22 protein-coding genes are annotated in these 18330 nt (G+C 60.0%); 6 read left to right on the plus strand and 16 right to left on the minus strand.

Features of this window, described 5'->3' with window-relative positions; all coding sequences use genetic code 11:
* Positions 1-25: 25 nt before the first annotated feature.
* The 4 genes from ASG67_RS12285 to ASG67_RS12300 all read right to left on the minus strand — a co-directional run bounded on the left by ASG67_RS12285 (position 26) and on the right by ASG67_RS12300 (position 2759).
* Positions 26-808: a metallophosphoesterase family protein gene (locus ASG67_RS12285; RefSeq protein ID WP_056530670.1), complete on the minus strand. Its 783-nt coding sequence runs from the start codon at positions 806-808 to the stop codon at positions 26-28.
* A gap of 33 nt (positions 809-841) precedes the next feature.
* On the minus strand, positions 842-1612 hold the full coding sequence (locus ASG67_RS12290; protein ID WP_056530390.1) for a hypothetical protein: 771 nt from the start codon (positions 1610-1612) through the stop codon (positions 842-844).
* 110 nt (positions 1613-1722) lie between these two features.
* Positions 1723-2244, minus strand: coding sequence for a YceD family protein (locus ASG67_RS12295; protein ID WP_056530393.1), 522 nt, complete (start codon positions 2242-2244; stop codon positions 1723-1725).
* The gene (locus tag ASG67_RS12300; protein WP_056530394.1) at positions 2241-2759 is read right to left on the minus strand and encodes a ubiquinol-cytochrome C chaperone family protein; all 519 of its coding nucleotides are present in this window, start codon (positions 2757-2759) and stop codon (positions 2241-2243) included. The genes ASG67_RS12295 and ASG67_RS12300 overlap by 4 nt, the downstream gene beginning before the upstream one ends.
* Positions 2760-2912: 153 nt before the next feature.
* On the opposite strand from ASG67_RS12300, the gene ASG67_RS12305 reads away from it, so the two are divergent.
* Both ASG67_RS12305 and ASG67_RS12310 read left to right on the plus strand, forming a co-directional pair.
* Positions 2913-3407 (plus strand): outer membrane protein assembly factor BamE, encoded by a 495-nt coding sequence (locus ASG67_RS12305; protein WP_056530395.1) that lies wholly within the window; start codon positions 2913-2915, stop codon positions 3405-3407.
* 183 nt (positions 3408-3590) lie between these two features.
* Positions 3591-4220 (plus strand): glycosyltransferase, encoded by a 630-nt coding sequence (locus ASG67_RS12310; protein ID WP_235535193.1) that lies wholly within the window; start codon positions 3591-3593, stop codon positions 4218-4220.
* Positions 4221-4239: 19 nt separating this feature from the next.
* Here the strand turns inward: ASG67_RS12310 and ASG67_RS18405 are convergent, their stop codons facing one another.
* Positions 4240-4575, minus strand: coding sequence for an excalibur calcium-binding domain-containing protein (locus tag ASG67_RS18405; protein WP_082543488.1), 336 nt, complete (start codon positions 4573-4575; stop codon positions 4240-4242).
* A 767-nt stretch (positions 4576-5342) separates the two neighbouring features.
* Between ASG67_RS18405 and ASG67_RS18935 the strand changes: the two genes are divergently transcribed.
* On the plus strand, positions 5343-6215 hold the full coding sequence (locus ASG67_RS18935; protein ID WP_156460785.1) for a hypothetical protein: 873 nt from the start codon (positions 5343-5345) through the stop codon (positions 6213-6215).
* 341 nt (positions 6216-6556) lie between these two features.
* Positions 6557-7195, plus strand: a complete 639-nt coding sequence (locus ASG67_RS12315; RefSeq protein ID WP_056530396.1) for a PEPxxWA-CTERM sorting domain-containing protein — start codon at positions 6557-6559, stop codon at positions 7193-7195.
* A 225-nt stretch (positions 7196-7420) separates the two neighbouring features.
* On the opposite strand, the gene ASG67_RS18940 is transcribed toward ASG67_RS12315, so the two are convergent.
* Positions 7421-7915 (minus strand): hypothetical protein, encoded by a 495-nt coding sequence (locus tag ASG67_RS18940; RefSeq protein WP_156460786.1) that lies wholly within the window; start codon positions 7913-7915, stop codon positions 7421-7423.
* A gap of 867 nt (positions 7916-8782) precedes the next feature.
* Complete coding sequence (locus ASG67_RS12320) at positions 8783-9616, minus strand: DNA adenine methylase (protein ID WP_056530403.1); 834 nt, start codon at positions 9614-9616, stop codon at positions 8783-8785.
* A 349-nt stretch (positions 9617-9965) separates the two neighbouring features.
* Between ASG67_RS12320 and ASG67_RS18945 the strand changes: the two genes are divergently transcribed.
* Both ASG67_RS18945 and ASG67_RS12325 read left to right on the plus strand, forming a co-directional pair.
* Positions 9966-10115, plus strand: coding sequence for a hypothetical protein (locus ASG67_RS18945; protein WP_156460787.1), 150 nt, complete (start codon positions 9966-9968; stop codon positions 10113-10115).
* Positions 10108-10749, plus strand: a complete 642-nt coding sequence (locus ASG67_RS12325; protein ID WP_056530406.1) for an SOS response-associated peptidase family protein — start codon at positions 10108-10110, stop codon at positions 10747-10749. The genes ASG67_RS18945 and ASG67_RS12325 overlap by 8 nt, the downstream gene beginning before the upstream one ends.
* 153 nt (positions 10750-10902) lie before the next feature.
* Here ASG67_RS12325 and ASG67_RS12330 read toward each other — a convergent pair whose 3' ends face one another.
* The 9 genes from ASG67_RS12330 to ASG67_RS12360 all read right to left on the minus strand — a co-directional run bounded on the left by ASG67_RS12330 (position 10903) and on the right by ASG67_RS12360 (position 18325).
* Positions 10903-12030, minus strand: a complete 1128-nt coding sequence (locus tag ASG67_RS12330; protein ID WP_162244352.1) for an acyltransferase family protein — start codon at positions 12028-12030, stop codon at positions 10903-10905.
* Between the two features lie 83 nt (positions 12031-12113).
* On the minus strand, positions 12114-14057 hold the full coding sequence (locus ASG67_RS12335) for a hypothetical protein (protein ID WP_156460788.1): 1944 nt from the start codon (positions 14055-14057) through the stop codon (positions 12114-12116).
* Positions 14058-14073: 16 nt separating this feature from the next.
* Positions 14074-16014, minus strand: coding sequence for a LamG domain-containing protein (locus ASG67_RS18950; protein ID WP_162244353.1), 1941 nt, complete (start codon positions 16012-16014; stop codon positions 14074-14076).
* Positions 16015-16418: 404 nt separating this feature from the next.
* Positions 16419-16571 carry a hypothetical protein gene (locus ASG67_RS18955; RefSeq protein WP_156460790.1) on the minus strand — a complete coding sequence of 51 codons (153 nt, stop codon included), beginning with the start codon at positions 16569-16571 and terminating at the stop codon, positions 16419-16421.
* Complete coding sequence (locus ASG67_RS12345; RefSeq protein ID WP_056530414.1) at positions 16571-16846, minus strand: spike base protein, RCAP_Rcc01079 family; 276 nt, start codon at positions 16844-16846, stop codon at positions 16571-16573. Before ASG67_RS12345 ends, ASG67_RS18955 begins: the two co-directional genes overlap by 1 nt.
* 29 nt (positions 16847-16875) lie before the next feature.
* Positions 16876-17133 (minus strand): hypothetical protein, encoded by a 258-nt coding sequence (locus ASG67_RS12350; protein WP_056530415.1) that lies wholly within the window; start codon positions 17131-17133, stop codon positions 16876-16878.
* Positions 17134-17158: 25 nt separating this feature from the next.
* Positions 17159-17284: a hypothetical protein gene (locus ASG67_RS19715; RefSeq protein ID WP_268796292.1), complete on the minus strand. Its 126-nt coding sequence runs from the start codon at positions 17282-17284 to the stop codon at positions 17159-17161.
* A gap of 19 nt (positions 17285-17303) precedes the next feature.
* Positions 17304-17816 carry a TIGR02594 family protein gene (locus ASG67_RS12355; protein ID WP_056530676.1) on the minus strand — a complete coding sequence of 171 codons (513 nt, stop codon included), beginning with the start codon at positions 17814-17816 and terminating at the stop codon, positions 17304-17306.
* 116 nt (positions 17817-17932) lie between these two features.
* Positions 17933-18325, minus strand: a complete 393-nt coding sequence (locus ASG67_RS12360) for a hypothetical protein (protein WP_235535185.1) — start codon at positions 18323-18325, stop codon at positions 17933-17935.
* Between the last annotated feature and the right edge of the window lie 5 nt (positions 18326-18330).

Raw genomic sequence — 18330 nt, forward strand, 5'->3', positions numbered from 1 at the left:
AACCTAAAAGGGTTCGTCGCAGAATTCAAAGCGTCGCTGGCACCGAAACGATCGGATCGTCCGACTGATCGATCCGCGCCTGCAAACATTCGACCCGACCATCCTCCAGTCGGACCGCCGTCAGCACGCCGGTCTTGTACGCGCCGGTGTCGATGCCGATACGCTGTTCGCGAATGACGGGCTGGTCGGAATCCCAGCTGTGACCGTGCACGATGATCTTTTCGAACCGCCGTTTGTGGTCGAGGAAATCATCGCGGATCCATAAAAGATCGGCCGCAACCTGACGATGGAGCGGGACGCCCGGTCGCACGCCGGCATGCACGAAAGCGTAGTCGCCGATCCGATGCGACAGCGACAGCGTCTGCAACAGGCGTAGGTGAGAGGCAGGCATCCGCTCCATCAACTCGTCCCGCGCGCGGTAGTAATCGGCCGACACGGCAGGATCGGGGAGTGTCACGCCATAGGATTGCAGCGTCTGGGCGCCGCCGACGTTCAGCCAGCCCTGCGCCCCGATCGGGTCGTCGATATAGGCGAGCATCATTTCCTCGTGATTGCCCTTGAGGAAATAAGGATCGAATTCGGCATGAGTCCGCATCCAGACCAGCGCCGACAGTATCTTTGCCGATTCGGGACCGCGATCGACGTAGTCGCCGCAAAAGACGACGATCGGTCGGCGGCCATTACCCCTCGTCTTCACATCGTCGGCAATGCGGGCGAGCAACCGCGTCATCAGGTCATACCGCCCGTGAACGTCGCCGATCGCGTACACCAACTCACCTGCGACCGAGGCATTCGTGCCCCAGGGCATGTCGCTGGCCGCCTTCGTCCACATCACGGGCGTTTATTCACTGGCGAAGCGCGTCGCTGGTCCGGTATTGGCAAGATAGCGCAGCTGATCGGCCAGATCGTCATAGCGGCGGATCGTCTCATCGGGATCGTCTAGCGATATCGCCAGGGCGCGTGTCCAGTCGCGGCGGATGTCAACCAGATCGCGGCGCGGCACGCCAGCCTGTACTGCCCGCTGATACGCCGCCAAGAGTCGCCGGTCGGCCGCACGCACGTCGCGATAAATGCAGGCATCCTCGTTGCTACCCGCCCGGCAGCCATCCTGGCGCCCGCCGGCATCGGTTGATACTGTCATACGGCGGACGGCGGGTAGAGGCGAATCTTCGGACGGGATTGGTGCGACGCGAACGGAACGTGGGGCGTCCATCCGCTCTTCGACCGCAACCGTCGTGGGTGTCACATCCGACGGCTGGTCGGCAGTTTGTAAAACAGCGTCCTCCACACGCGGCTGAACCGATGGCGCAATCGCTGTGAAGGCCGCGACATGATCGATCTTGCGGGGTGCAATGTGTTGCGTCGATGCGGCGTTCAGGGGTGACGCCGTGTCAATCTGCGTGAACAGGAACCCCGCCGTCACCAGCGCCGCGATAGGCGCACCTAATGTCAGCCAGCGAGCGTGCCGACGTGGTGCGGCAGTCCTGATGGCGCGAAAGGCGTTACCGGATAGCCGCGCATCATCGATCCGGTCACCGGCAAGACCGGCCGACCCGAAGATACCTTGCATGTCGTTGGCGACCTTACCGGTCCAATCATCGCTCGCGGCCATATCGTGCCTTTACCCTTTCGACCCTTTCACTGGACCTTCCGTCCTTAACCGACAGTTTACGGTTTGGGTCCCGATGCCGGATGATATGGATCAAGTGGCCACGTTCGGCGTTAGGCTCGCCCTTCCAGCTTGGCCTTCAATCCGGCAAAGGCGTTGAAGGGTGTGACCTCGTCCTCGCTGACGACGCCGGCGTCCTTCAGGGCGGCGGCGGCGTTCGGTCCGCGCGGGAACGGATCGAGCGACAGCGCCATCGTTTCGGCAGCCGCTTCACCCAGATCGATCGCGCCGCCCTCGATCTCGATCGTGTCGAGCGCGTCGGCGGACAGTTCGATCTCTTCGCCCGTAACGGACGGTTCGACGAAGCGGACCGCGACTGGCTCGTCGATGGCCACCGGGAGCGCGTCACCGGTAATCGAACAGGCCTGTACCAGGTCAGCGGTGACGGTGCCGGTCACCAGGATGCCGGAAGCCTCTCGGCGAACGATCAGGTGTGCGGCCAGCTTGTCAATCGCGACGATGCCGAACCGACGCGCCAGTGCCGCCCGCTCGCGCTCGTCGGCGGCGATCTCGATCCGGCGATCCTGCTCGCCGATCGTGTCGAGCCGTTCGGGCCGGCTCCATTCGGGGGTCATGGCAGTTCTCCGTTCAACAAGGTCTCGATCGGTCGGGTGGACAGATCGCCGTGCAGGCGCCGTAGTTCGGTCGCGACATGCTCCACGGCCGATGCCGATGGGGCTTCGTCACGATAGAGATTGCGGATCAGCGCATCTTCCAGACTGCCGCCCGCAAAGGCGTCACGATAGGCGCCGAGGCGCCCGCCGAGCGCCGCCATCATCCGGCCGACCTGCTTGCCGACAACCATGTCGCCAAAGCCGATCTGGCGGAGCTGCGCGTCCATGTCGTCCACGAAGTGTTCGGCCAGCGCGGTTGCGGGAGCAGTGCCCTCCGGTTCCTGTTCGAGGCGCATCAGCACGATCGAGAGTACGGCGGCGATCGCATCGAAGCGGCCATCGACCGTATCGGGAACGGCGCCGGCGACATACCAGTGTTCGGCCCGTGCACGGGTGACGATCGCGCGGTAGAGCGGAATGGTCGCTTCGTCGCGCCGTGGCCGCCATAATCTTTTCAGCCAGTCCAAGCTCCGCATCCTCTCCATCGTCTCACGGCAAAGGTTCCGTGCCCGTCGTTGCCGTGCGACTTGTGCACCGCCGGCTCCTCGCATATCGAGGCGTTCGGTGGCCGATGCAATCGCGGGCGGTGGCCGCTTCGTACCCCAGTGTCGCCCGCCTGGAGTGTTTTCATGCGTTTCCCGTCCGCCCGCGCCGCGCTCGCCGCGAGTCTCGTCGCCGGCGTCCTTGTCGGGGGCTGTGCGCCGCTGCGATCGCACCAGGGCTATGTGATCGATGCCGATCTGGTCAATTCGGTGCAACCGGGCGTGGATACTCGCCAGTCCGTGCAGCAAGTGCTGGGCAAGCCGAGCATCGCCGGCCAGTTCGCGCCGGGCACCGGTGGTGACTGGTATTACATCGCGCGTGACAGCCGCAACTATGGCTTCCAGACGCCGCGGGTGAAATCGCAGATCACCATCCAGATCAGCTTTGATCCCGCCGGCAACGTGACGACGATCCGTCGCGGCGACATCGAACAGGTCGCGTCGATCACTCCGTACGGCAAGACGACGCCGACGCTGGGTCGCCAGCGCGGGTTTTTCCAGGATCTGTTCGGCAATATCGGCACGGTCGGCGCCGCGGGTGCCGGCGGTGGTGGTGGCGGTGGCAGTCGCGATACGCCGTAAGACCGGTAGCGGTCCGAGCCGACTAGCCGGCCCGATCTTTCCCATCATTTGACAGTTTCGTTAACCCAACCCGTTGTTATGTCTGGCTCGTGTTGGGACACTGACCCTGATCTAAACCGTTGCGGCGCCCCCTTAAAACCTCCATTTCGGAGGTAATGTCAGGGGGAAGCGGCGTTGGGGGCAGTGCAGGGGGCGATCGACGTGATCGCGCGGGAAGCGATGTTGTTCGCCGGCGTGGGCCTGTTGATCGGCGGTATCGATGACCTGCTGATCGACGCCGCTTTCCTGATCCGCAGGGCGTGGCGAGGCGGGCGTCGGCGATTGTCGGTGATGACCCTGTCGGCACCCAGCCATCCCGGCCGGATGGCGGTATTCGTGCCCGCTTGGGACGAGGAAGCGGTGATCGGCGCGATGCTGACGACCGCGCTCGATCGATACCGTCATAGCGATTACCGGATCTATGTCGGCCTGTACCCCAATGACGGGCCGACCATTGCCGCAGCGACGGCGGTGGCCCGTGACGACCCCCGCGTCAGGCTGGTGATCGGCGAGACGCCAGGACCGACGACGAAGGCCGGGTGCCTCAACACATTATGGCATGCCTTGCTGGCGGCCGATGCGGCGGACGGATGCGTCACGAAGGCGATCGTGTTCCATGACGCCGAAGACGTCGTCCACCCCGACGAACTGACCGTATTCGACACGCTGATCGAGGGGCGGGCAGTGGTGCAACTGCCGGTCCTGCCGCTGGTGAAGCGCGGATCGCGATTGGTGTCCGGCCATTACGCGGACGAATTCGCGGAAGCGGCTTGATCGTTACCACTACGTGTGTCTACTCGCAGGCGACGCCGTCTACATCACCATCCATGCCAATACGATAACCAGGCGATCCCGCATTGATTGGGGCAGCGCCCGCCGCCCGTGCCTCGTTACAACCACCATAATGTACAGAGGCTTCAACGACGGCGATCTCGTGAGACGACAGCGTCAAAAGTTGCCACGCCCGTTGGACATGAGGCACGGCAAACCACGTCCCGACAGCGACCCAAACGCAACTAATAATAACCGTCATCGCAAACGGCGTCTCTTTTTCGGGCAAGCGCCGGTCTTTTCGATAGGGACCGCCCGCACGCTGAGCATGGCGAAATCTGGGATACTTTTGGCGCATCCATACATGATCGCGACGGCCTAGTTATTATCGCGTTAAAAAAAGCAGGTTGCGCGTTGCCACTACTCATCACGAGGAAGTGAGCGGGCGAAGGGAAGGGCCGCTTCCGCCCACTTGCGGACATTCGTGCCGCGTGCTGATCTGCAGTATGCGACGCTGGGCATCCCTCCTCTGTCTTGTCCTTGTGACTGCCTGCGCCGCGCTTTCAGGCCTTTGGTTAACGGCAGAAAGTCGCCTTCGCCGGTTGCAGCAAGAGGTGCGTTACCGTCAGGACGCGCCGTTGGAACGTCGCGCCTACGCGATCAGAGCTCGGGAAGAACGTAGCACGACCAGAGAGATCGCGGATTTGCTTTTGCCCGTGACGGTCTCCTTCCCGGATCGCAACTGCGTCGAGCTACGCCCGCGCTGGGGGGTCGTTGGCGGTACAAGTATAACCTGCTTCTCCACCAAGTCCGGTCAGCTCTTGTATCACGCCAGTATCGGTGAATGAACGTCAGCTAACCACCAATCCCGCAACTTGTATTCTGACTTGGTTAGGGCCCGACCGGGGCTGCCACATGCGCAGATTTCCGCCACTTCCCGGCGTCTAACCTAACGCGATTCGGCAACGGAATTCCGCCGCGCCCAATGCATGATGTCTAACCGTATTACCTTACCCTTGGGTGGGCGGCGTAACTGCTCCCGCAATATTTACCGAACGCCGAAAGCTAGGAAGCTTGTCATCATTGGGGCATATTCCATCTGTCCGATTAAATGAGGCGAACAGAATGGCAATGCGCTGGCGACCTTGGGAACATGCGCTTCTTACCGCGCAGTTGAAATATGAGAGAGCGCAGCTCTTCAGTAGCGCAGCCGTTAACGCTTTACACCAATTTCAACAACAGAAATTACATACCCTGAAACACGACGGAAGGTATACACTCCACTCATGGATGCTAGAAGTTAATACCAATATTCCTCCAGAAATAATGTTAAACGTTGGCGATGCCATACATAACTGGCGCTCTGCTTTAGATCACTGTGCTTATACATTTTGGAAGATGGATAATTACACCTTTACGACGAGCAACTTGAGAGACGTAGATGTCTATTTTCCAATTACGTCGAAGGCTAGAGAGTATAGGAAAAAGATAGACCAACTAAGCCTTTATACTGATGCACGTACGGCCTTTTTAGAGTTTGAGGCGTTTGAGGGAGGATTGGGGGACACGCTGTTTTGCCTTTCGAAGCTCGACAATATTGATAAGCATCGCATGATACCCCAAGCTAATGTAGTGATAAGAGTCTCTGATATTTATATCAAATCTAGAGAGGGTGTGTTTGACACCTATCACGAGCATTTGCAGCCGGTAGAGATTAAAATGTCATCAAACCAAATGACGACCTCGTTAACAAACCCGGCGGGAGTCAAAATATTCGGCTATTATGTATTTCCTCCGATGGAGGCGAGGCGCCAGCGATTTGTGGACGAAAGTAAATCATCGTCGAGCATAGAAGTCGAATTGGCTGAGAACATTCCACTCTTAAATCACCACTGCGGCCGAAGTCTTTCTGGCTCACTGTCGGCATTCTCAGTCGGCGTTTACGGTGTTCTAGATACGTTGAGACGTGTCATCCAGCATCGCATCGACGCTGAATAGCGGCACGGTCCCCTGCGAAGTGAAAAAATCGTGGCGCAGGATGTTTTACGGAACCGGTGAGGCGGTTTGAGCAGGTGAAGGGAGCGCGTCACAAACATACGTGGCTCAAAGCGCTTGCCTGACGCTGGCGGACGACCGCTTTCGCCCAAAGGTGGACGTTCGCATCTGACAGTCAGAACCTGCTCGGTACCGGCATGACCCAATCTAAATAATAAGGTCTAACCGTCCCGAAGCGGGAACCTACTAATTAATGCAAGTAATCATGATAGCTCGTTGGTCATTGACCTGTTAACGGCGTTACGGGTGCGATGCGAACGGTCGCAAGACGTGGGGGGGTTTTTATGAAGAAGTTTATTGTAGCGGCGTTGACGGCGACGATGCTTGCGGGCTCGGCCAACGCGGCTCCCATCATCGGTTCATTCTCGCTTGCGTCGTTCTCGGGTAACTACGTCAGTGGGACAGCATCAACGGCGACGGGGTTGGACTTTGGTGATGCGTTTGGTGGAACAGGGAATGGTTACGGCACAAATGGGTCAGCCCTTGTTGGAAATGCTCAAGGAAGCTTCGCAGGTCTAAATGGCGTTCTTGCGTCAGTATCCGACATTGCTTTAGGCGCTGGTATCGCGAACCCCTACGTCACTAATCCTTTCATTAGCTTCGGCGGGGCTAGTAATATCGCGTTTGCGTTCGCCAATGCCAGCCTCACGAGATCGCCGCTAGGAACTAGCATCACGATTACTGGCACCGGCACTTTTACAAATGGTGTGGCGGCGGATGCGACGTCGGGGACATTTTCTTTGGCCACGTCTTCAGTGAACGGGACGGCGAATTCTGTGAGCTTCACGTTCACTAGCAACGCCGTGGCGACTGCCAGCGCCGTTCCAGAAACATCGACATGGGCGATGATGACGCTGGGCTTCGGTGCCATGGGCTTCGCGATGCGGCGCAAGAAGATCAACACCCGTATCCGGCTCGCCTGATAGACTCCTTTCAAGCTGGGCGAAGGGCCGTCGATCGGAAGGTCGGCGGCTCTTTACGTCTCCGGAATGGCCGCTTTCCACCAATCCCGGCCGTACCCGTTAAACCGCAGTTGAGGTGAAACCGGGTTGTACGAGACGATTTTTCATTTGGGCAAGCGGCTTGAGCGTTACCACCACTAAAAAAGCTCGTCCGCCCGGCCATCGGTGTCAACGTTCCGCCTAGCCTTAATTGATGAGAGGTATTCGAATCGTGCGTCGAGGACGGCGAGAGCGGACTCGGATGGCATCGGAAGCGCAGTGAAGCTGCAAAGGCGCTCGGCTTTTAGAAATGACCCACATACGAAGGGGTTCAACCGGTTGGATACAATTATGCTTTATCTGTATCCGGCCTTCAACCAGCTGAATGCGAGGTTTCGGGGCGCTGCCAGAGTGAAAGACGAAACCGGCATTTGAAATACCGCCACGATTATCTGGTTCTATAATGTCGAACGAAAGATCAACTAATGCCTTCCGACCCTTATTCCAAATCTCGATTATATGGATGGCATCACCTTCTTCCGCAGTTTGCACGGCCTCGCGCAACCCACCTTCAATATATCCGAGCAGAATAGGGTCGTCGATTTCCAAAATTTTCGCGCGGCCAGCATACCAATGCTGAACTAGCCAAGTCAGAAGCGAGCCCGTCAACGCCGCCCCCAAACCGTACACCGCGTCTTCCATATACTGCCCTTGATCGCCTCTTTCGACATTGCATAGCCGGGTTCGATAAAGTGAACATGCCTGAAGCAAAGTGGCTGGGGGGAGGGGTTGCAGCGCGCAACCCCTCCGGTTGAGTTATAATGGCCGTCGCGGCGTGCAACGGTTGTGGCACGGCTATCGCATTAACGAGAGCGCCAGTGCGCACACACGAACTCAAGCCGTCCAAAACGGACGCGAGTATACGCATGAACGAAGACCATTCGGTCATCCTTTCATCAACCAGGGGTTGATCCGGATGGCCTTCCATGCGACGCCTAGTTTTCCAGACAGGAGCTTCGCGATGGGTAACCGTCCGGATATCCGGGGGGGCCGGCCGAAAGGTCGGCCCTTTTTGCTTATGGAGCAGAGTTCCTTTCTGACGTTAGTCGATAGTCATCACCTTAAAATGTCTCCGTTCGCCAATCGATACGAAGATGAAGAGCCTCCAACACACCATCAATCGGGTCCGCCATCGGTCCTCACCAATACGGACTGTGATAGAACGAGGGTGGGAGCAATAGGCTTTTCGGCGGGGCGCGATGAACCGTTGACTTATTGCGAACGTGTGAGCCTTGCGGCGCGCGGTTCTCTGCGGGTTTAACGAAGTGCAAGCGGAATGATTCGGCGGACAAATATTTTTGTCGACATTGTACCCATCGAGGCTCCTCACGACCTATTTTGGCAAATTGCGCCAAATTTGGCGCGTCAGGTCGATTCGCTTTCATAGCTTTGGCATAGCATGGGCAATCAGAATGCTGAGGAACAAATAGGGTCCGTCGGCGCGCTGCGGCAAAGGAATATGTCACGAGCAGACGTGGCTCACCGCGACGCCATGAGCCACGGCGGCGGTCAAATTAAAGGACCCGACCAGTCGATCCCAGCACTTTTCACGATCAATTCTGGCGCCGTTCGCGCGCCTTCCGTCTTCTGACCGACGGAATATGTTGTCATCACCTCGTCCACTGCAAAGCGGTTGAAGACTGCCCGCGATCCGTCCGTTGCGTTGATCGAAAGGATAAAACGACCGCGGATGCTAGCGAGCTGTTCGGCCAATAATTCGAAATCCGAACGGCTGAAAACGCCCGGACCGTAATCCCCTTCGCAATCCCAATAGGGCGGGTCGAGATAGAAGAGCGTGTCCGGACTGTCATACCTCTCGATGACCTGCCCATATGGCAGGCGTTCGATAATGACGCCCGCCAAGCGTTCGTGGATCTCCGGGAGGAGGACGGCCAGCTTCGTCACATCGAACCGGCCGGGATTGCTGACGCTGACGCCGAAGGCGCGGCCGGCGACCTTTCCCCCGAAAGCGCAACGCTGAACGTATAGGAATCGCGCCGCCCTTTCGAGATCAGTCAGCGTATCGGGGTCCTGCGCCAGCAGCCGATCGAACTCCGCCCGACTGGTGATCTGCCACCGCAGCAGGTCCATCAGCGCCAGATAGTGACGCTGCAGTATGCGAAAGAACCCGGCCACGTCGCCGCTGATATCGTTGATCACCTCGGCTGACGGCCGGCGGTTCCGACGTAGAAAGACGCCGCCCATACCGACGAATGGCTCAACATAGGTCTTATGCGGCGTTGACCCGATAAGGGTGCAAACCCGCTGGGCAAGATTGCGCTTGCCGCCAATGTACGGCGCGGCCGGACTTACCGGCCGCACGTCATAAAGATTCGACTCCATAGGTTTCAGGTCTCAATAGGCGCCCGCCCATGCATGGGTGCGGGACGTTTGCGGCTAGGCCAGCCGCGCGTGACGAGGGTCATAGCTCGTCGGTTGCCGTGTTTGCCCACGGCACCCCCGCTCAGCCGTTATCGGTATTCCGATATCGATCGGCGGACGTGTTCGAATATGGCTTTATCGCCTCAAGCGAGCGCAAAGCAGCGCTTCAGCCGTGGAGCGGCGTTGTCCTTTGTTTTCAATGCCGGTTGCCCTCTTCGCGGGCCAGTTCGTGCTATTGGATATCAAAGCGTTATACGGCCGGGGGCAAGCCTGCGGTTGCGCATGAGCTGGGAAGGCGTAGGCTTTCGACATGAGCCAGCATCTGACCGATCCCGCCGTTATCGCTGCGATGACGGACGACGAGCTTCGCAATGCCTACGAGCAGACGACGGGCGAAGTGGGTGACGAGGAAGCCGATCGCCTCGCAGCCGAACTGAACCGACGAGAGATCGATGTGTAATCGAGCCCGCAATCGCGGCGAACCTGAGACACTGATCAGCCGGTTCGGTGGGGACTGGCTAAATCCGAAGCCGATGGACAATCGCTTCAACCCGGTCGAGCTATACCCCAAGAGCCGGGCTTACGTTTTTCGCCAGGACGGCGATCGTCGCGGTCTGGACGTGATGCAATGGGACGTGACAGCCGGTCAGGCACCGTGGCCTATGACGAACGTCCGTAACCTGAAGTTGCCCCAATGGCGCGCGTTGGCAGCGCGGCCGGAGAACCGGTGCCTGATCCCGCTGACCGAGTTCTGCGAATGGACACCTGACAAGCATCAGGTGGGCGAAGGCAAGCCGGTCAAGGGTGAGGTGTGGTTTGACGTGAAAGACGCGGACGTCTTCGCGATCGGCGGGTTCTGGCGGCAGATCGGTGACGAGCGCTACTTCGCAATGGTGACGTGCGATGCGAACGAGTTGGTCGCGCCGATCCATCCGAAGGCGATGATCACAATCCTGCACCGCGACGACGAGGATAGGTGGCTAACCGGCACATACGACGATGTCTTGGCACTTCAGCGTCCATACCCTGCCGAGCGAATGACGGTCCGCGGACCCGTCTTTCCTACGCGGGAGGGCAAGCCGGCCGACCAGTAATACCGTGATGCTGGAGACGGCCGACCGACTTCCATTAACTGCGGCAGTCTTTGGCATTCCTTTGCTGAAGTTAACCCGGTCAATACGGGCCGCAACCAAAGTCGCAAACGCCTTACAGGAACGTCAGCGACTTTTTGCAGATATCGGCTTGCCCTATCCGCGATGTCGTCTGCTACCAAAGCGCCGCCTGAGGTAGGTGCGCACCGGTTCGTCGTAGTAGCGCAATAGTACCCACGAGATAGCAAGAGACGCGATGAGACTAGACGATGCGGTCCAACCATTTAATTTGACGCCAAAGGTCACAAGATAGTGCTCGATCAGGCTTAACAGTGGAATATGAACGACGTAGAAAGGGTATGAAAGCGCTCCGCTAAGTTTTGATATTGATGGGTAAAGGTCCTGACTCCCTGCGCTGGCCAAGATCAGGAGCGGATAAAGCCCGAAAACCACCGCTGGATCATAAAAAACTGAATGCTCGGAATAGGTTGGCAAGAATAGAAAGGACGCAACTAATACAGGCGCGACCCACCACCGCTTGCCTCCATTCGCGAGCATCCCAGCCGAATGAAGGCGCTGCAAGATTAGGCCAATCGCAAAGCTCGCGCAGACCCGCACAAAACCAGCAGCCATTGTCTTACGCGTCCAACCGAAGCCGAAGAGACCAACATGATGATTGAGCACCAGCATCAAAAATGCGGACAACCCGGCTACCAAAATGATGCGGCGGGTCGTTATTGAGTACGCCAGGAGGCCGAACAATACGCTCGCAACGACTTCAAAAAAAAGCGACCATGTAGGCCCGTTTATCCAGAACGGATTCTTGCTCCATATGGCGGGAAGCCCTGCCGCGTTGACTGCGGAAGCGGCTATGATGAATGCTAACGATAGCGACGTCTGTTCTCGGGTGATGTAGGCAAAACCGAATCCAATAACAGCACCAATTATTAGCATCGGGTATAGGCGGATCGCGCGATCACGTAAATAAGGCGCCAAGGTGTCTCTGGACGCTAGCCGCTCACCGTAGGCGTGCATCAACACAAAGCCACTGAGCATGAAGAAGAAATCTACGGCTAAGTAACCGTGCCCGAAAAAGCTTTGACCGCCATAAAAATGCTGCAGATGAAACAGAGCCACGGACAGAGCTGCGACACCGCGCAAGCCGTCTAACTCGAGATAGTGCTTGTTCTCGCTAGTTAACTCCTGAGTTGAGATAGGTGAATTTGAGCTACGCAGAGCAACAGGCGCGACAGCGCACAGCGCTGTCCTTGAATGAAGGCTCATGGTATCTCCCTGTGACGGTATTCCGCCTACGAAACGAGATGTCTTACTGAAGCATGGTAGGCAACAGACCTTTTTCCGCTGTCCTATTTTGGTACATCTTGAGTATCTGCAAAATCCAGCACGCCGCGCAGCTTCGGCGTCTCGGATAGCGGCTGGCCGGCATATTCGCGCAGGCCCCATGCACCATACTTCGAAAACGGTCCGGTCGCCGAATACAGCACGAACAGGTCGCCGGTCAGAGCCTGCCAGTCGGTCAGGTACTGCCGGTAAATGCCCTCCATCGCCGGGTCGCGGTTCATGGCTTCCAGCCGTGCCTGATTGTCGGGGTCGATCTGATGCTGGCCACCTTCATAGGCGATCAGCCGCTTGCCCCACTTGTCGGTCAGCGTCTTATATGCGGCCGACTGGAAGGCCACCTGCCGTTTCGCTTCCGCCGCGAGCGCAGTCATGTTGGTGGCGTGATTCGCGACCAGCTTGTCGGTGTCGATCTTAAAGTACGGCGCGATGGCGACCGCATCGATGTTTTTGGCGATGGCACCGTTATCGAACTCGAATAGGTTGCCGCCGACCCATGCGTTATCGGCCTGCGTCGCTATGACGCGGACGAGATCGGCAGGGCGATCCTTATACACCTCGGCCCAGATCGGCATGATCTCGATCGTCTTCTGCGCCAGCCGACGAATGTTCGCCTGAAACGCGTTGTCCGACAGTCCTGCCGCCAGTCCCTCTGTCTGCGCCTGCCCCGCCTGACCGAACGAGTAGTTCCATACCTCGTTGCTGATCTCGACATAGACGGGCTTGCCCGCCGGCACGCTGTCATGGACCAGCTGCGCCATGCGGCGGTGGTAGTCGGCGTCGGCGTTCCACGGCACCGTGAACCATGGGCTCGACCCGTTGGCGTTGGCGAGCGCGACCATGTTCTCGATCGCGATGTTGTCGGTGCCGCGTTGAATCAGATCGCCGGGGACCGAGCGGGTTGCCCAAGTCACAGACGGCGGGTTGCCGTTCGCGGCCGACTGGTCGAGGAAGCGCAGTACGCCGAAGGGCTTGAGGTACGATAGCACTGACGGGGCGAACACAAGGTCGCGGGCTTCGGTCGTCAGGCGGCAATCCATCGCCCGGACAGGATCGGCCGCATTCGACCGCATGATCGACAGCCACATCCGGCCGCCATCTTCCTTGATCGATTTGGTCCAGGTGAACTGAACGCTGTGATCGCCATGCTTCAGCTTGTTGACGTTGCCGCCCAGCGAAACCTCGCCGTTACCCTCCCACCGGCAGATGGTCGTTGCATCGTCTGTCGTCTTGGCCGTGGCAGGTGGATTGAGGATCGACGTCACGACCGGCGCGGCCGCAGTGCCATCGACCGCGATCGGGAAGCCGTCTGGGCGCAGGAAGCGTGCGTCGATGCCCTGCCAATTCACCAGCCAGCGGAGCCCGTAAAGCTGGTTCGCATAGATTGGCTCGCCGCCATAGTACGTCAGGCCCGCCACGTTCAGGCCGAGCCGATCGCGCGCGGCGGCGGGCTTGCCGGTGACGGTGCTGACCGGCGCAGGCAGCGGTGTTGCAATCGGCGATGGCGCGGGCGTCATCACCGGCGCGGGCGTGGCACTGCCATAGGCGCACGTCTTGACGATGCCGGGGGCGGGATCACCGAACGTGCCGTTACCGCAGCCTATCGCGGTGGTGGTATCGCGATAGGCGAACTTGCCGGCCGCGCCATAGCGGACGCGGGTCGCAGACGGGACGCGGCACGTCTCGGTTTCCTTGGCGCAGTCGATCCAGTATTTCGGCTCGACCGGCTTGGGCGCTGCAGCAACGATCGCTGCGCGGTGGACCTGTTCGGCCTTGCTCGCCGCGGTGCCGGCCTTGGCGAAGCAGTCCGCCTTTAGGGTCAGCTTCGGGATGCTGGCGGCTTCCGCCTTTGTCGGGGTTGTCGTGCCGCAGCCGGCCACGGTTTGGGCTGTGGCGGGGGTGGCAGTGCACAAAGCGAGTAACAGGCCCGCGAACGTCATGAGGTATCGCATGATGATGCCTTCCTTATCAGGAATTGAGCGAGCAACTGTCGGCGCCGTCGCCATTCAGATGCCACAGGTGAAGCAATCCATCCTCGTTGCCGACATAAGGCGCAGTTGGCGTGGTGAAGCCAGCAACAGGATATTTGAATGGCGCATAGAACATCGCCACCTCGTCAATGACGCCGCGCGTGTATTCAGCGTTACCGTTGAGGTGTCCGATCCAAATCTGCCCGGCAGTGGTCGGGTTGTTCTGGTTTCCGAACCCAAGGGGAACGCTGTTGACATAGAAGCCCTTGCTGTTGCCGCCGGGATCAACAAAAAAGACGATGTGATACGATTGGCCAACCAAAATCGGAACACTCTCACCATTAGGTACGCCAATCGTAGCGCCGTCCTGCTGAAAATAGCCGTAGCCCTCGACACCCAGCAGCACTTGCACACCGCCAACTACCGACGACGGCGTAACCACCATCTCGAACGTGAAGCCGCCGTAGGTGCTGGGCATGGTCCCGGCGGGTAGCGTGATCTGCCCGGCAGAGCGGCCTTGCCCGAATTTGCCGGCTGCGAAAGCAACGTTCTGCGACAGGACGGCCGAAATTTTCGGACGACTGAGAAGCGGCCGCCCAGGCGTGAATAGCTGGCGCCCTACAGGGATGCCGTCACCGTCGTTTGAATTGTCGTAAATCATGTTCACCGTGCCATCGTCACCGGACGTAAGGAACGGGGACACTTCAATCCGATTGCTGGGCGCTGCGGACAGGGTGAAGACTAGGTTCGGCGCGTTGTAAGCCAAAGCACTGCTTGTCAGTACGTCGTTGCTGCCACGTTCGCGAACGGCGAAGCGCGATTTCGGATCGGCTCCCAATGCGAGGGTCGTCGCGCCGGCGGGCAATATGACTGGCACAGTGACAGTCAAGCCGCTGACAACTGGCACGCCCATGACCGGCCCCTTGTCGCCGACTAGGCCCAATTCCTGCCGCGTCGCGCGGTGGAAATGCGATACCTGCCGAACAGAACCGGACTGTATGGCGTGGATACCTTCGCCGGGGACCATCGCGATATCGTTCATCGGCAGATAGGTCCCGCCCGTCGCCTTGGCATAATCCTCGGCAACGCCGCGCGGAACGGCGCGCAACGGCTCCGGTCCGAAATTGGACGAATTGATATTCGGGATCGCCGTAAAATACCGAGCTGGGGCGGTGCCCACCGTATTAGCGGCGACGATATCCATCCAGCCTTTGAGCAGTGCCCAATATGCCGCGTACCCCTTATCAATGTCGGAATGACCTTGATACTGCCAGTGCGCCTCAAACCGCTTGTCGATCTGGGAGAGCGTGGCGACGGCACTGTTGCTGTTCGCCTGCCCTGCCTGCCACGTTGTGAGGCTGGTATTCCCGACCGCGCAGAAAACCAGACCGATCTGCACACCGAACAAATCGGACTGCATATTGATGAGCGCAGCCGCACCAGCGGACGTCGCAGGCCCGGCATCGGACGGCGTGACCCACGCGCTATTAGTCGTGGTGTCGCCCGACCCGAGGACAGCGCCCTTCTGGGTCACGGTGATGCCCGCTCCCGCGATTGTCGTCGTGTCGTTAGTCTTGAAAAAGTTGCGGACCTGTAGCGACTGGCCGGTCATCAAGATGACGCGGCCCATGCCGACCGGGACGGTCCCCAACTTCCACGGTCCCGACGCCGACGCGGCCGTGTCGAGATAGAATTTGCCCGTGCGCGCCTCGACGCCGGGAATATCGACAGAGTCATTTGCGACGGGCGCGTTGGTTACCGCCAGCCATGCCGCTTGCAGGATCGTGTCGTTGCCGTCGATCGAACGGGTGCGGGCATAGATCGGCCCCGCCGTCGTGACGTTCAGCGTGACCGGAATGCGCCCCTTGCCTTTGGCTGGCCCGCCGTCCGTCTTCGTTTCGCGCTGATAGGTGCGGTTCGACTGCGTGAGCTGACTCATGGTGAAGGCGGCTGGCGTTGGTGTTGGCGTTGCGGTCGCCACTGGCACGGTCGCCGAGCTGGTGATCGTCGCCCCGTTCGTTCCCAGCGCTGTAACGCGATAGGTGTGATCCCCGGTCTGCGTTGGCGTATACAGGCTGGCGGTCGCGCCGCTGATTGCCGTCCCTGCCAACAGCCACTGACGGCCGGTGATCGATCCGTTCGCGACCGTGCCATCGTTTCCGGTCAGCTGCTCCCCGACCTGCGGGGTGCCATCACTGCTGATTGTGGCGGGCGTCGTGAAGGACGGCGCGGGTGCTGGCGCGGCAGCGCCCTGCTTCAGCGTCGCTACATCCACCAACATCGCGTTCACGGTGTCGCGAATATCCTTGTACTGAGCGCCGTTAGGAATGGTCGAGAGCACGGTCATACGGCGTCCTTCCAGATTTGATTGTCATCCCAGGGGGCGGGGTCGGCCCAGCGGCGGGCGATCACCGCGCCGATCGTGCCGGCGAGCAGCAGGGCAAGCGTCGACCGACCTCGCGCCGCGGTGGATTGCAGACCAAAGCCGAGCCGCATCAGTAGATCGCCACGATATCGGCTGCGGTGGTGTCGGTGGCTCGAATGCGCCGCGGGCGGAACGGGACGATCGCGCCGGCTGGCACGTTTCGCCAAATGACCGGCACCGAGCCCGACGGCTCGTTATCGCCGATCATCGCAATGTCGCCGCCTGTGCCGACGTACAGGCTCTTGGGCGTTTCCGGCAGATCAGCGGTGTCGCTGGGCGTGATAGCCGCCGCCCGTTCGCCGGGATCGGAGACGCCAGAAAACACGCCGGCAAAGGGGTCAGGCATTCAAGCCTCCTTCGTAGATGAGCGCGAGATCAGGCGCTGGGGCGGTCGGTCATCGACTTGCTGCCGGCGACCGTCAGGTCGCCCTCGATCTTGGTATTGCCATTGAGACGCAGCCCATTGGCCAACACCTCGACAGACGCGGGCTTCTTCGCCTCGTCCTTCACCGCCTTGACGATCTGCTTGCCGGCGCTGACCGCTGATTTGCCCGCAGCTAAAGCGCCAGCGACGAGCATGGGGTTGGCCTTCGCGACCTTGACGATCGCCTTCAGGATGTTGCCGATATTCATGATGATGTTCCTTCAGATGAGGGGATTACTTGCCGTCCACGACCGGACGCGGGTTGGCCGGAGGGCGACCAGAGCCGTTCGGGCTCGGGGTGCTGTCGGTCGCACACGCCGACAGGCTCGCCGCGAGGGCGAGGATCAGGATCATCTTCATGTTGTGTTCTCCGCTTGGGTTAGGCTTCGTTGGTGGACACGGGGATGCCGGCGACCTCGGTCATCTTCACGGGACCGCCGAATACGGCGTGACCGCGCGGCCAACGCGAGGCGACAAGGCGGCTCTTCGCGATCCGGGTGATGGTAACGGCGTTGCTCTGATTGCCGCCCAGCACGTGATAATACCGGGCATCCTCGCCGACGTAGAAGCCGACGTGCCCGCCGCCCTCGCGCTGGAAGACGAGGACCGCACCCGGCGCGAGGCGATCGGGCCGCAGGTTCGCACCCCACGTCGCCCAGCTCGCCGCGCGCGCCGCGATCTTCACCGGCTCGATACCGACCTCGACCAGGCAGGCCGCGACGAACCCGCCGCACCACGGCATCTCGTCATTGCGCCAGATGACGCCGTTCCACCGGCTCGCGGTGTTGAGCAGCGACAGCAGCTTGTTGTTGTGCGTCGGGCCGGGGATTTCGCGCATGCCAAGATGCGACCGCGCAGCCGTAAACCACGCCGGATCGGATGCCGTCGTCATGGTCGTTTGCTCCATGTTCATGATTTGCCGGTATTTCGTCGGGCAGGCCGGCAGCGTATCGGCCGGCCGACACCCCCACAGAGCGGCGTATCGCTACGGCTCTGTGGGGGTGCCAGTTATTCCGTTTTCTCGGTGTCGAGACCGAACACGGCGCCCGCCTTTTGCAGGTAGTGTTCGGCCAGCTTGAAGATGCCCTCGCCCAGGACGCCGAGGCCCGCGCCGAGTAACAGCCCGCCCAGCGGTTCCGGCCGGCGCGAGATGACGAGCGCAGCCGCCATCGCCAGCGCCATCATCGTCACCGGGATATCCAGCGACCAGCGATGCTCGTGGCGCACGTTCTGCGCTGCCCCGATCCAGAACCGGGCGGAAACGCAACCGAACAGCGCCGCGATCATACCGGCCGCTTCGAACTGATAGCCCAGGAAATGCCAGATCGCCGGCTCAGATGTCGCGATCGTCGCGCCCTTGCTCGCGAGAGCAGCCGCGGCGACGGGTAGTAATGCGCCCATGGTTG

The organism is Sphingomonas sp. Leaf339 (genome assembly GCF_001426195.1).
Classification (GTDB): Bacteria; Pseudomonadota; Alphaproteobacteria; order Sphingomonadales; family Sphingomonadaceae; genus Sphingomonas.